Origin of the sequence: Glycomyces amatae (genome assembly GCF_020991375.1) — a bacterium.
Taxonomy (GTDB): domain Bacteria; phylum Actinomycetota; class Actinomycetes; order Mycobacteriales; family Micromonosporaceae; genus Glycomyces; species Glycomyces amatae.
The window spans coordinates 59,383-72,811 of the sequence record NZ_JAJLQZ010000003.1 but is presented as its reverse complement, the minus strand read 5'-3'; the positions used below and the strand labels follow the sequence as shown (position 1 = coordinate 72,811).

13 protein-coding genes are annotated in these 13,429 nt (G+C 72.9%); 6 read left to right on the top strand and 7 right to left on the bottom strand.

The annotated features are described in order from the left end of the window. Positions 1-400: 400 nt before the first annotated feature. The 5 genes from LO763_RS05605 to LO763_RS05585 form a co-directional block, all read right to left on the bottom strand. Complete coding sequence (locus LO763_RS05605) at positions 401-757, bottom strand: hypothetical protein (RefSeq protein WP_230600984.1); 357 nt, start codon at positions 755-757, stop codon at positions 401-403. 295 nt (positions 758-1,052) lie between these two features. Further along, positions 1,053-1,997 carry a hypothetical protein gene (locus LO763_RS05600; protein ID WP_230600983.1) on the bottom strand — a complete coding sequence of 315 codons (945 nt, stop codon included), beginning with the start codon at positions 1,995-1,997 and terminating at the stop codon, positions 1,053-1,055. Between the two features lie 9 nt (positions 1,998-2,006). Further along, positions 2,007-2,708: a WXG100 family type VII secretion target gene (locus LO763_RS05595; protein WP_230600982.1), complete on the bottom strand. Its 702-nt coding sequence runs from the start codon at positions 2,706-2,708 to the stop codon at positions 2,007-2,009. A 4-nt stretch (positions 2,709-2,712) separates the two neighbouring features. Then, on the bottom strand, positions 2,713-3,033 hold the full coding sequence (locus LO763_RS05590) for a type VII secretion target (protein ID WP_230600980.1): 321 nt from the start codon (positions 3,031-3,033) through the stop codon (positions 2,713-2,715). Beyond that, on the bottom strand, positions 3,033-3,428 hold the full coding sequence (locus LO763_RS05585; RefSeq protein WP_230600978.1) for a YbaB/EbfC family nucleoid-associated protein: 396 nt from the start codon (positions 3,426-3,428) through the stop codon (positions 3,033-3,035). Before LO763_RS05585 ends, LO763_RS05590 begins: the two co-directional genes overlap by 1 nt. A 183-nt stretch (positions 3,429-3,611) precedes the next feature. Here LO763_RS05585 and LO763_RS05580 point away from each other — a divergent pair, with 183 nt between their 5' ends. Next, a complete protein-coding gene (locus LO763_RS05580) occupies positions 3,612-4,226 on the top strand; it encodes a flavodoxin family protein (RefSeq protein WP_230600976.1) in 615 nt (204 codons plus the stop codon). A gap of 87 nt (positions 4,227-4,313) precedes the next feature. Here LO763_RS05580 and LO763_RS05575 read toward each other — a convergent pair whose 3' ends face one another. Next, entirely contained in the window at positions 4,314-6,026 is a 1,713-nt protein-coding gene (locus tag LO763_RS05575) for a carbohydrate-binding protein (protein ID WP_230600975.1), read from the bottom strand. 203 nt (positions 6,027-6,229) lie between these two features. Here LO763_RS05575 and LO763_RS05570 point away from each other — a divergent pair, with 203 nt between their 5' ends. The 5 genes from LO763_RS05570 to LO763_RS05550 all read left to right on the top strand — a co-directional run bounded on the left by LO763_RS05570 (position 6,230) and on the right by LO763_RS05550 (position 12,290). Beyond that, positions 6,230-7,252 carry a LacI family DNA-binding transcriptional regulator gene (locus LO763_RS05570; RefSeq protein WP_230600974.1) on the top strand — a complete coding sequence of 341 codons (1,023 nt, stop codon included), beginning with the start codon at positions 6,230-6,232 and terminating at the stop codon, positions 7,250-7,252. A gap of 73 nt (positions 7,253-7,325) precedes the next feature. After that, positions 7,326-8,570 carry a sugar ABC transporter substrate-binding protein gene (locus LO763_RS05565; protein WP_230600973.1) on the top strand — a complete coding sequence of 415 codons (1,245 nt, stop codon included), beginning with the start codon at positions 7,326-7,328 and terminating at the stop codon, positions 8,568-8,570. 16 nt (positions 8,571-8,586) lie between these two features. Then, on the top strand, positions 8,587-9,558 hold the full coding sequence (locus LO763_RS05560; RefSeq protein WP_230600972.1) for a carbohydrate ABC transporter permease: 972 nt from the start codon (positions 8,587-8,589) through the stop codon (positions 9,556-9,558). Then, positions 9,555-10,364, top strand: a complete 810-nt coding sequence (locus tag LO763_RS05555) for a carbohydrate ABC transporter permease (RefSeq protein WP_230600971.1) — start codon at positions 9,555-9,557, stop codon at positions 10,362-10,364. The genes LO763_RS05560 and LO763_RS05555 overlap by 4 nt, the downstream gene beginning before the upstream one ends. 3 nt (positions 10,365-10,367) lie before the next feature. Continuing rightward, positions 10,368-12,290, top strand: coding sequence for a glycoside hydrolase family 127 protein (locus LO763_RS05550; RefSeq protein ID WP_230600970.1), 1,923 nt, complete (start codon positions 10,368-10,370; stop codon positions 12,288-12,290). 76 nt (positions 12,291-12,366) lie between these two features. Here the strand turns inward: LO763_RS05550 and LO763_RS05545 are convergent, their stop codons facing one another. Further along, complete coding sequence (locus LO763_RS05545; protein ID WP_230600969.1) at positions 12,367-13,383, bottom strand: SGNH/GDSL hydrolase family protein; 1,017 nt, start codon at positions 13,381-13,383, stop codon at positions 12,367-12,369. Positions 13,384-13,429: the final 46 nt, after the last annotated feature.

Genomic DNA, 13,429 nt, shown 5'->3' with positions numbered 1-13,429 from the left:
CTGGTGTCGGGGCCGCCCCCGCAGTAGAGGACGGGGGTTGCTTGTCCCGCGTTCCGGTCCTGCGCTGGTACCACCGTCACCGCGGTCTACGGGCATGTGACGGGAGCGCGGCCTCCTTGAGGAGGTACCGCCGGCCAGCACAGTCGGAGTCCCGCACACACCCCGAGGCGTATCCAGCACACCCACCCGACCACCACCACAGGACAGGAGGGGAAGACCAGACAGGCCCGGCAGGCCCAACACGCCCGATAGGACTGTGACACCAGGCCAGGGAGGACTGGCGGGACCGGCAGGCCACGGCCGCACGGCGGCGACTACTACTCGACGGCGATACGAGACCCGGCCGCGAGAGCCCGCCGCGAGGCGGTGCCGTCAGGCGAGGCGATCACCATCGCGACCCTCACCGCGTATCCGCCAGGACGCGACCACACCCACCGGAAGGAGGTGAACGCACCATGACCACCACGACCACGACCACGACGATGCCCTGCGCCAGCACTCCTGCGGCACCCACCGCGCGCCAGGCCGCCCGGCGACAGGCCGCAGCGACGAACCCGGCAACCACCGACCCCGCCGCCACCACCGCCACCGCAGCGATGACCGGCAGCAACTCCGCCGCACCACCGACGACCGGCCGAGCCGCCGCAGCGAGGACCGGCCGAGCCGCCACCGCACCGGCAACCACCGGCCCCACCACCACCGGAGCATCATTGTTCGTTCCCGCCGCGACCCACACCGCCCCGGCCCCGGCGACCACCGCAGGACCGACCCCTCCGCCTGCACCCCGCCCGAGTACCGACCCGACCCCGGCGACGCACCCCGACCCCGGCCTCCACGGCACCGTCGCCGCCCGCCCGAACCCCGGTCACACCACCAGAACCGGCCCCTCCGCCACACCGCCGCCGCCTGCACCCCACGCGAGCACCGACCCGACCCCGGCAGACGGCCCCGGCCCGGCGAACCCCTACGAAGGACTCTCACCACTCCGCCACCGAGTGCCTGGCACCGACCGAAGACCCAAGGCCAACCCTCCTAACTGAACAGCATTGGGCTTAGTCGTCCTTCCTGCCGCCGGGGCGATTCCGCGGCTGCTCGGTCGGCGGAGTGAGCGGCCCGCGGCCCGGCCGCGGGTCATCGGGGCTCGGTCCGGGCTTGGGCGCGTTCGGCGGCGGGTCGGCGCTCTGCGGCCCGCTGGGGGCCTCCCTGTCGAGGGGGCCGTAGGGCCGCGTCTCGGGGGCGCCGTGCGTGCTCTGGGCCCCCTCCGCCGTGGCGGACTGCTCGTACTGCGCCGGATGCGGCTGGTGGCTGTCGGGGACGGTCGCACCGGTTCCCGCGAACAGGGCCTCGAAGGAGAGCGCGACGCCCATGCCCCAGCGCTGGAACGTCGAGAGCTGCCCCACGTAGTCGGTGTCGGTGCCCGGCTTGAGCTCGGGGGTCTCTGGGAACAGCTGCTCGAGCCGCCGCTCGCCCAGGTCGAACCGGTCGGCCAGGCCGTGGATCTCCCCGCGCAGGTCGCGGGCCTGTTCGGTGAGGCCCGGGAGCGCGTCCCTGATCCGGTCGAGCCGCTGGCCCAGCAGGAGGTCGTCCACGCGCCCGTTGAGGCTCTGGAGGCGGCGGTCGATGCTCGCGAACATCGCGTCGGCCCCGTCGAGGAACTCGCCGTAGGCGGCCCGGTCGGCCGCGCTCATCCGGTCGAAGTCGGGGACCGGCAGCGCCCCGCCCGCCCCGCCCGGGCGCCCGAGAGCGGCCGTCGTGCCGATGGCGTCCTGGTGGCTCGTGACCGTGGTGCCCCCGTCGGGGGTGATCGACGGCGACGCGCCGCCGCCCTCGCGGGTCCTGGCCGGACCGTCGGCGTCCACTCGGGGGCCGTCCCCGCCGACGCGGGGCGCGGCGCCGTCGAAGGACGGCGTCCCGCCGCTGAAGCCCCCTCGGCCGCCGACCGCCATCGCGGTGAGGGCCACGCCCATGAGGAGGGCCAGTTTCGCCGTGGGTGTCATCGTCGCGTCCTAGAGGTCGAGGAGGAGCTTGAGGTTCTGGTAACTGGCGACGAGGGCCGTGACCCAGCCGAAGATGGTGCCGCACCACTCGATGACGGCCCCCACGATGCCCACCGCGATCGCCGGGGCCGTGTAGACGCCCATCGCTTCGATCGCCCACACGATCGCCTTCCCCACGCAGTCCGCGATGAACTCGCGGATGAGCTCGCGGGTCATGACCATGAGGCCGCACGCGCCCTGGGCGGCCGCGCCCATCGCCGACGCGGTGCCGCTGAGGCCGCCGACCGCCTCGAGGTTGTGGCCCATGAGCGCCCGGTAGCCCTCCGCGGCCTCGCCCGTCCAGCCCGGCAGGTCCTGCGACAGGGCCGCCCCGAGCTCCTCCCAGATCGAGTACAGCTCGTCGGACATGTTGTACCAGGTGGTGGCGTGCGAGGTCACCAGGTCGGGTTGGCCCGACACCCAGTCCAGCGCCTCCCGCATGGGCTCGAAGTACTCCATCGCCCAGCCCAGCCCGTTCGACAGCAGCGCGCTGAACGGGTCCATCATCGACCCGACCATCTCCAGCCCCCAGCCGACGCCGCCCAGCCCCGCGTCGACCCAGTTCTCGGACATGATCGCCTCGACCACGCCCTGGGTGCTCTCGAGCAGGCCCGCCCCCGTCCACAGCTCGCGGGTCGACTGCACGTCCGCGATCAGCGCGTCGTCGCCCACCGCCTCAGCCCCCCATCGCTTCGGTGAGCGCCCGCATCTCTTGGTGCGAGGCCTGGTCCGCGTCGTCGTAGGCGCCGGCCGCGGCCCGCAGCTCCCCGGCGGCGAGCGCCAGGTTCTCCGCCACGTACGCCACGAGCTCGTCCTGCCGCCGGTGGCGGCCCTCCATCACCATGGGCATCCACAGGCACGCCTTGCCGTACGCCTCGTCGTCCTGCACGATGTGCGCGCTGGCGGCCTTGACCGCCGCGAAGCGCTCGGCCAGCGCCTCCAGGTTCGCCGCGTGCCGCAGCAGCTCCTCGGTCTCGACGCCGAAGCCCCCGGCCATCAGCGCCGCCCTTCGGGACCGGCCGGGACGAGCCGGTCGCGGATGCGGTCGGCGATGGCCTGCCCCGCGCGGCTGTCCTCGCCCATCGTCTCGCCGATGACCCGCGCGGTCTCCTCCGAGACACGGCGCCGGGCCTCCCCGAGGGTCTCCATGACGATCCGCGACGCCTCCTCGGGCGGGATCCGCCGGATCCGCTCGCTGAAGCGGAGGTCGAGCAGCATCCCGCCGGAGTCGACGGTCAGCTCGACGACCCGGTTCGGGTCGCCGAGGGTGCACCGCAGCTCCTCCAGCCGCTCGCTCATCGCCCTCGTGTCGGCCGCCATCTTGTCGACCCGCGCCCGCCAGGCCGCGACCCGCTCGATCGCCGCCTCGGGGTCCGTTCCTCGAAAGTCCATGCAGTGCTTCTCTCTCGCCGTGTCCGCGGAGCCGGACCGGCCTTGCCGACCGGTGCCGCGCTGGCGACGACGCTAACCGGGGGCACTTGCCGAACGCTTGCCGCCGCGTTGCGGGTGAACCCCGGCGCCGGGACGGGGCCGCCCGCGCCGGTTGAACCGCATCGCTGCGGGTAATGGGCCTGTATGAACGATGCACTCACCGCACTGGCCCTGACCTGCACGCTCAAACCGTCGCCCGCGCCGTCGAGCAGCGACCTGATCGCCGGGCAGGTGCTGGACGAGCTCCGCGGCCACGGCGTGGCGGGCGACCGGGTCCGCGTCGTGGACTTCGACGTGCGCCCGGGCGTGAAGACCGACATGGGGGAGGGCGACCAGTGGCCGTCGATCCGCTCGCGCATCCTGGAGGCCGACATCGTGCTGCTGTCGACGCCGACCTGGCTCGGCCACCCCTCCAGCATCGCGCAGCGGGTGCTGGAGCGCCTGGACGCCGAGCTGTCCGAGACCGACGCCGAAGGCCGCCCCTCCATGTTCGGGAAGGTCGCGGCCGTGGCGGTCGTGGGCAACGAGGACGGCGCGCACAAGATCGTCGCCGACTGCTTCCAGGCCCTGGACGACATCGGCTTCACCGTGCCCGCCCAGGGGTGCACCTACTGGAACGCCGAGGCGATGACGTCCACGGACTACAACGACCTGGACGGCCCGCCCGAGGCGGTCGCCGAGACCAACAGGACGCTCGCGGCCAACGCCGCGCACCTGGCCCGCCTGCTCAAGGCCCACCCGTACCCGCCGCCGGGCTGACGCCCCGCGACCGGCCTCCGCCGCCGTGAACGCAGACGGGCCCGCCCGCGGCGGGGCCGGGGACCCCGTCCCCGGCCCCGCCTCCCGTCAGGTCAGGGTGATGCTGTCGAGTTCGGCGTAGCCGGTGCCGCCGTCGAAGTACGGCGATCCCTTGGCGAGGCGGATGACGTTGTAGCCCGCGTGGAGGTCCACGGTGACCGTGGTGGTCGAGAACTGCCCCCACCCGGAGGTCGGCGGGTAGGAGACCGTGGACCAGGCGCTCCCGTTGTAGGCGAGGCCGTGCGTGGCGGTCGCGCCGGTGCCGTTGGCGTACCGGACGGCCATGGTGTAGCTGCGCGAGGTCGGCACGTTGACGGTGAAGTCGACGAAGGAGTCCGACCGCATGTCGGTGTCGTTGTCGATGCCGCCCACGTAGAAGCCGTTCGAGGCGCTCGAGGAGGCGTACGTCCGGGCGTTGACCACGGTGTTGTTCTCGGCCTCGTAGACCTGCTGCCACGAGGTCGCGGGGCCGCCCGCGGGCGTGACGACGAGCTGGTAGGCGCCCTCGGCGTTCATGTCGTCCACCGGCACGGTGATGGAGCCGCCGCTGGTCTGCATCGTGGTGCTGCTGACCAGGGTCGGCGAGGAGACGGCGGTGTGCCGCCCCGATCCGGGGGTGTACAGGACCTCCACCTCGACACTGGAGCCCAGGCTCCCCAGGCCGTTCACCCTGACGGCGTTGTCGCCCCAGTCGCCGCCGAACAGGACGTTGACGGTCTTGCGGCTGGAGTCGTAGGAGGCGACGCCGTCGAGCCACGAGTTCGGCGTGGTCTTGACGATGTTGCCGGTCATGGCGCCGTACCAGCGGTACAGCCAGTAGGAGGCGGTCGGCTGGTTCTGGAGGGTGAACAGCCCGTCGAAGGTCCCGGCCTCGAACCAGTACGCGCGGTGGGCCTCGCGGGCGCCGTGGCGCTCGAAGACGCTCATCCAGTGCAGGGCGACCGAGGGGATGTCCATCTGGCCGTAGCTGTTGTACTCGTTGATCGCGATCGGCCTGGGGGAGATCCCCAGCGAGGACTCGATGGCGCGGTAGTCGGCGACGTGGTCGTCGAAGGCGTCCCAGTTCATGTCGTCGAGCTCGTGCCACACGATCACGTCCGGCACCGTGCCGGTGTTCTTCGCGTGGGTCATGAACGACAGCATCCGGTCGTGGTGGTACTGCGCCCAGCTCGGGCCCACGATCGGCGTGACCGGGTCGAGCGACTCGACGAGGTCGTACGTGCGCTCCCAGCCGGAGTTGAACGACCCCGCCGCGCTGTCCCAGGTCCAGTCCGGCTCGTTCCACAGCTCCCAGCCGTGGACGTTCGTCAGGCCCGTCTCCGCGAGCCGGGCGTTCACCATGGTGGTGACCTTCTGCTCCCAGTCGGCCCAGCCCTGCCAGACGTAGGGGAACGACGGGTAGATGTCGGGCATGCGGATGAACTGCTGGGCCCCGGCCCGGGTGAGGTTGTAGCCGACGTCCATCGAGTCGCAGCACGGCTCGGTGGCGCCGTTGCCCAGGTGGGTGGTGCCGGGCGCGGGCTGGGTGAAGCTGGTCGGGTTGAGCGGCAGGAGCATCGCGGTGGTCGGCTGGGAGTCGGAGCCGACGCCGTAGAGGCCGCCGGCGGCGACCTGGGTCGCGGGGCGCACGACCTGGCCGACGTCGACCGTGAGCGTCAGGCCCGCGGCGCCGGCCGGGACGGCGGCTCCGGCCACCGCGGCCCCGACGATCATGACGACCGCGCAGGCCCGCGCGAGCGTCCGTTTCAGGGGGTGGGACATTGTTTCTCCTCGTTGAGTTCTCGAACCGGTTCGACGATCGGTTATCTCGCAGAGGCTAGTTTCGAACTTCGTTCGATGCAAGTACTTCGATATATAGGATTCTTGAACTGGTGATATGCCCAGAGGTCCGGGTTGCCTTCTGGGAATATGGGTGCTATGTTTCGAACCGGTTCGACTGACCGTGGACACACGAGGAGGTTTCGATGGTCAACATCGGAGACGTCGCCCGCGCCGCCGGCGTGGCCCGGTCCACGGCGTCGTACGCCCTGAGCGGCAAGCGCTCCGTCTCCGACGAGGTGCGCCGCCGCGTCGCCGAGGTCGCCGCCGAGCTCGGCTACACGCCCAACGCCGGCGCCCGGGCCCTGGCGACCTCGCGGGCCATGGTGATCGGCCTGCTCGCCCAGTTCCTGCCCGACGAGTTCGCCCCCGCGATGCTCCAGTACATCCAGGGCGTCGCGAACACCGCCCGCGACCTCGGCTACGACATCCTGCTCAGCTCCGACCCCGACGGGCCCGCGGCGCTCAAGCGCCTCACCGACTCCCGGATGGTCGACGGCGTCGTGCTGCTCAACGTCGCCGAGGACGACGAGCGCCTCCCGGTGCTCCGCGCCGCGCCGCAGCCCGGCGCGCTCGTCGGCCTCCCCGGCGACTGCACCGGCGTCGACGTGTTCGACCTCGACTTCGAGGAGGCCGGCCGCGCCATGGTCGAGCACCTCACGGCCCTCGGCCACCGCGAACTGCTCCTGGTCTCCCAGCCCGAGCACGTGATCGAGCGCGGCGGCGCCTACGTGTGGCGCCTCCAGAACGCCGCCGTCGAGACCGCCGCGCGGCGCGGCGCCGCCCTGCACGCCGTCCACGCCCCCTCCTCGCAGCCCGCCATCGGCCGCGACCTGCACGCCCTGCTCGACGCCCACCCCGGGGCGACCGGGCTGCTGCTCAACAACGAGGCCGCCGCCGCGGCCCTGCCGACGGTGCTGCACGAGCGCCGCCTCACCGCCCCCGCCGACCTCTCGGTGGTCGGGCGCTACTCCGACGAGTTCGCCCGGACCTTCTCCCTCCCGTTCTCCTCGATCGAGAGCGCCCCCGACCGGCTCGGCCGCATGGCCGTCCGGCAGCTGGTGCGCCGCATCGAGAAGGAACTCGACGACGAGGCCCCCCACGTCGTCCGCTTCGTCGCGCCGGAACTGGTCGACCGGGGCTCCACCGCCCCGCCCCGCACCCGGTGACGCGTCCCCCGCAAGGGCAACCCCTCACCTCGGAAGGCACGCCGCCGACCGGGAACCGTTCAAGGAGGAACACATGAAGTACCGATCCCTCACCAGGACGACCGCGGCCCTCGCCGCGGCCGCCGCACTGGCCGCGGCCGCCGCCTGCTCCTCCGGGGGCTCCAGCGGCGGCGACGCCGACACCTACACCTGGTGGGACCCCTACCCCCAGCACGCCGAGGACTCCGCCTGGGCCGAGCGCGTGGCCTCGTGCGGCGAGGAGGCCGGCGTGACCATCGAGCGCACCGCCTCCGACACCACCGCCCTCACCAACCAGGCGCTCCTCGCGGCGCAGGAGGGCACCAGCCCGGACGTCATCCTGCTCGACAACCCGGCGGTGTCCACACTGGCCGACACCGGGATGCTCACCACCGTCGACGAGCTCGGCCTGGACGTCTCCGGCGTCGACGAGAACCTGCTCGCCGCCGGGGTCGTCGACGACCAGGCGTACGGCATCCCCATCGGCGCCAACACGCTCGCGCTCTACTACAACGCCGACCTGCTCGCCGACGCCGGCGTGGACCCCGCCTCGATCACCGACTGGGCGGCCCTGACCTCGGCCCTCGCTCAGGTTACCGATAACGGCGCGAAGGGCGTCACCTTCGCCGGCATCGGCACCGAAGAGGGCTCCTTCCAGTTCCTGCCCTGGTTCTGGGGCGCCGGGGCCGACCTGACCGACCTCGACTCGCCCGAGGCCGTCGCGGCCCTCGAACTGTGGACCGGCTGGCTCGACGCGGGCTACGCGCCCGACTCGGTGATCACCAACTCCCAGAACACCACCTGGGAGGAGTTCCTGACCGGCGAGTACGCCTTCGCCGTCAACGGCACCTGGCAGGTCAACAGCGCCGCCGAGGCCGGCTTCGCCACCGGCGTCGTCCCGCTCCCGGCCCAGGGCGGCGGCGCCGCGCCCGCCCCGACCGGCGGCGAGTTCATCATCGCCCCCGTCCAGTCCGACACCGGGCGCTACGACGTCACCCGCGAGATCGTGGAGTGCATGACCACCCCCGAGGGCTTCGTCGAGACCGCCACCACCTTCGCCTACTACATCCCGCCGACCGCCGAGGGCCAGGCCGCGCTCCTCGAGGCGCAGCCCGAGCTCCAGCCGTGGGTCGACGCCGTGCGCTCCGCCAAGGGCCGCACCAGCGACAACCTCGGCACCGACTACCCGATGATCTCCGAGGCGCTGTGGACCGCCGTCCAGAACGCCCTGTCCGGATCGGCGAGCCCGGCCGACGCCCTCGCGCAGGCCCAGGCCGACGCCGAAGCCGCGATCGGCTGACGAGGAGCACCCACCGATGACCACGACTTCGGTCGACGCGACCGGGCGTGCGTCCGAGCGCGCGGCGGGCACCGGCCCCGCCGCGCGCCCCCGGGCCCGCCGCCGCCCCGACGCGGGCGCCTGGACCGCCGCCGGCTTCGCCGCCCCGCTCCTGGCCTACCTGCTCGTGTTCTACGCCTACCCGCTGTGGCGCAACGTCGAACTGAGCCTCCACGACTACACCGTGCGCGCGTTCGTCCAGGGGAACCCCGAGTTCGCCGGGCTCGCCAAGTACGCCGAGGTCTTCGGCTCCGACTCCTTCGGGACCGCCGCGCTCAACACCGCGCTGTTCACCGTCGTCTCCATCGCGTTCCAGTACACGATCGGCCTGGCCCTGGCGGTGTTCTTCCGCGACAACTTCCGGCTCTCGGGCGTGCTCCGCGCGCTGTTCCTAGTGCCCTGGCTCCTGCCGCTCATCGTCTCGTCCTCGACCTGGGCGTGGATGCTCAACAGCGAGAACGGCATCGTCAACTCCGTGATCGAGGCGTTCGGCGGCGAGCAGGTCAACTGGCTCACCTCGCCCGACACCGCGCTCACCGCCGTCGTCATCGCGAACATCTGGCTCGGCATCCCCTTCAACCTCGTCATCCTCTACTCGGGACTCCAGCAGATCCCGCCCGAGACCTACGAGGCCGCCTCGCTCGACGGGGCCGGCGCCCGCGAGCGGTTCTGGCACATCACCCTCCCGCTGCTGCGCCCCGTCTCGGCCATCACGCTGCTGCTCGGCTTCATCTACACGCTCAAGGTGGTGGACGTCATCTGGATCATGACGACCGGCGGCCCCGGCGACGCCTCGCTCACCCTCGCGGTGTGGTCCTACCGGGAGGCGTTCGGCACCGGCCAGCCCGACTTCTCGCCCGCGGCCGCGATCGGCAACCTGCTCATCGTCATCGCGCTCGTCTTCGGCTTCCTCCACCTCCGGCTCCAGCGGACGGAGGCCCGCCGATGACCGCCCGGCCCTGGTGGAAGACCGCCCTCGGCGTCGTCTTCACCGCGATCATGCTGTTCCCCGTCTACTGGATGGTGAACGTCTCCCTCACGCCCACCAACGAACTGCGCCAGACCAACTGGTTCCCGGCCCACCCGACGCTCGAGGGCTTCGAGGCGGCGCTGGCCCAGCAGCTCCCCGCCCTCGGGACCAGCCTCGCCGTGGGCATCGGCTGCGTGCTCCTGACCGTGGTCATCGCCGCCCCCGCGGGCTACGCGCTCGCGATCCTCAACCTGCGCGGCGGGAAGGCGCTGAACTTCCTCCTCCTGGTGGCGCAGATGATCCCGGCCGTGGTCATGGCCATGGGGTTCTACGCGATCTACGTGCGCCTCGGGATGCTCAACACCGTGTGGGGCCTCATCATCGCGGACTCCACCGTGGCCGTCCCCTTCGGCGTCCTGCTGTACACCGCGTTCATGGCCGGCATCCCGCGCGAGCTCGTCCAGGCCGCCCGCGTCGACGGCGCCGGCGCCTGGGGCACGTTCGCCAGGATCGTGCTGCCGGTGAGCCGCAACTCGACCCTGACCGTGGCGCTCTTCGCGTTCCTGTGGGCCTGGTCGGACTTCATCTTCGCCTCGACCCTCAACCGCTCGGGCGAGTTCGTCCCCATCACCCTCGGCATCTACCAGTACATCGGCAACAACACGACCCAGTGGAACGCGATCATGGCCACCGCCGTGGTCGCCTCCCTCCCCGCGGCGGTCCTCCTGGTCGTCGCCCAGCGCTATGTGGCCGCCGGCGTGACCGCCGGGGCCGTGAAGGACTGAACCGTGAACCCCGGCAACACCTCCCGGCCCCTTCCCGTCGCCCCGCCCGCGAACCGCCGCGGCATCGCACTCGACGAGTACCGCCTCGCCGGCGGCTTCTGGGGCGGCCTCCAGGCGGTCAACTCGGCCGCGACCCTGCGCCACTGCCTGGAGTGGATGGAGCGCCTCGGCTGGACCGCGAACTTCGACCGCGCGGCCGCGGGCGACACCGGCGGCCCCCGGCCCGGCTGGCAGTTCTCCGACTCGGAGGTCTACAAGCTCGTCGAGGCGCTCGCCTGGGAGCACGGCCGCACCGGGGACGCCTGGGCCAACGAGACGCTCGAGGTCCTGGTGGACCGGATCGCCGCGGCCCAGGCCGACGACGGCTACCTCAACACCTGCTACGGGGGCCCCGGCCAGGAGCCGCGCTACGCGGACCTCTCCTCCGGCCACGAGCTCTACTGCACCGGCCACCTCCTCCAGGCCGCCGTCGCCCGCGCCCGCACCACCGGCGAGGACAAGCTCGTCGAGGTCGCCCGCCGCGCCGCCGACCACGTCTGCCGCGAGTTCGGACCCGAAGGCCGCCAAGGGATCTGCGGCCACCCGGAGATCGAGGTCGGCCTGGCCGAGTTCGGCCGCGCCCTCGGCGAGCCCCGCTACACCGAGCAGGCGCGGCGGTTCATCGACCGCCGCGGCCGCGGCACGCTCGAACCCGTCGCGCTCCTCGACGGGTCCTACTTCCAGGACGACGTCCCCGTGGTCGAGGCCGACGCCTGGCGCGGCCACGCCGTCCGGGCCCTGTATCTCGCCGCGGGCGCCGTCGACGTCGCCGTCGACACCGGCGACCGCGAACTGCTCGGCGCCCTCGAACGCCAGTGGGCGCGCACCGTCGAGCGCCGCACCTACCTCACCGGCGGCATGGGCTCGCGCCACCAGGACGAGGGCTTCGGGGAGGACTGGGAGCTGCCGCCCGACCGCGCCTACTGCGAGACCTGCGCGGGCATCGCCTCGAACATGGTGTCCTGGCGCCTGTACCTGGCCACCGGCCGCGTCGAGTACGCCGACCTCATCGAGCGGACCCTCTACAACGTCGTCGCCGCCTCCCCGGGCGAGGACGGCCGGTCCTTCTTCTACGCGAACCCGCTGCAGCAGCGCGCCTCGGCGGCCGACGTCAAGCCCGACCAGGTCAACCCCCGCGCCGAGGGCGGCGTCCGCGCCCCCTGGTTCGACGTCTCCTGCTGCCCCACCAACCTCGCCCGCACCCTCGCCTCGTGGCAGGCCTGCGCCGCGTCGGTCGAGGGCGACACCCTCGCGCTGCTCCAGTACGCCCCCGGCGAGATCCGCGCCGAACTCGACGGCGGCGCGCTCGCCCTGCGCGTGACCACGGCCTACCCGCTCGAAGGCACCGTCCACATCGAAGTCGTCGAGGCGCCCGGGAGCGAAGTCGAACTGCGCCTTCGCGTCCCGGACTGGGCCGAGGGCGCCGCTCTGACGGACGGGGGCGGCCGCCGCGCGGTCGGGCCCGGCTGGGCCGCGGTCCGGGCGGTGTTCGAACCCGGTGCCGCCCTGACGCTCGAACTGCCCGTCGGCCCGCGCTTCACCTGGCCCGACGAGCGCATCGACGCCGTGCGCGGATGCGTCGCCGTCGAGCGCGGTCCGCTGGTGCTCTGCGCGGAGGACCTGGACCTCCCCGGCGACCTGCCGATCGAGCGCCTCCGCGTCGACACCCGGGCCGCGCCGCGCGCCGAGGGCGACGGCGCGGTGGTGCGCATGGCCGCGCGAACCGAACCCGAGGCCCCCGCCGGACGGGTCCCCTTCCGCGCCGGCCCGCAGCGGTCGGGCTGGGACGCGCCGCCCCGGGAGGTGCGGCTCGTGCCCTACCACCGCCGGGCCCGGCGCGGCGGCTCCGCGATGCGCGTCTTCCTGCCCGGCGCCGAGCGCTCCTGAGGGCTGCCGCCGCACGCGAAGCGATACGCTCGCCGACCGCCGAGGCCGCCTTCACCGGCCCCGGCGGTCGCTCCCGTCAATGCGCCGCGGCGGCCCTGCGGGCCCGCGCGGCGGTGACCGCGATGCCGGCGGCGGCGGTGAGGACGGCGGCCGCGAAGGCGGCGAGCGTCGCCGCGTCGGGCGCGGTGAACGACTGGCCGCGCACGGCCTGCCACACCGTGGTCGCGAAGACCCCGAGGTAGCCGACCGCGAACCAGCGCACGATCCCGCCGCGCACCCGGTCGTCGCGCAGCCAGGCGCGGCGCGCGGCGAGGACGCCGAGGAGCATGGCGAGTCCGATGAGGACCTGGATGCCGTGCAGGCCGATGAAGTGCGAGACGCGCAGGTCGCCGCCGGTGGTGGACCAGCCGGTGAGGAACATGCCGTTGCCGTCCGGGTCGCCCACGCCGTGCCCGCCGCTCAGCGGGATCGCGTCCCCGTTGGCGTCCGACCGCGTCCGCTCCTCCTCGTCGGCGACGCCGAGGATGAAGAACGCCGCCGCCATGCCGAGGCTCGACAGCGCCAGGCCCCAGCGGACCACAGTGGTCGCGGCGCGGTCGCCGATGCGCTGGAACAGGACCAGGACGCCGATGGCGGCGTTCGCGAGGAACAGCACGGGCACGGAGTCGAACGCGGTCTGGACGATCCGGTTCAGCGCGGTGTCGGCGCCGTTGAAGTGGCTGTAGGTGCCCGCCGCGGCAGCGGCGACGACGACCGCGAAGTCGACGGCGCCGACGACGGCGAACACGGTGCCGACGGCCCAGCCGGTGCGCCGCAGCCGCGTCAGGTGCGACAGGAGCCAGGCGAGGCTGAGGGCGTACGCGAAGAACGCGAAGCCGAACTTGAACGGTTTGGCCCAGACGCTGTCGCCCAGGAGCGCGCGGTCGTCGAAGGGCATGGCGGCGAGCGAGAAGAGGGCGACGGCGCCGCCGAAGATCCCGAGCGCCACGAGCGGGCGGTGCCATCGGCGGCCGCCCCGCGTGAGCGCCGGGCCGGTCCCGGCCGCGCGGTCCGCGGCGGCGCCTTGGTCGATGGAGGAGGGGGTGTCGGTCATGTCCACACGCTACGGAGGATCCCGCCGTGGCACATTGCCGCAGGCC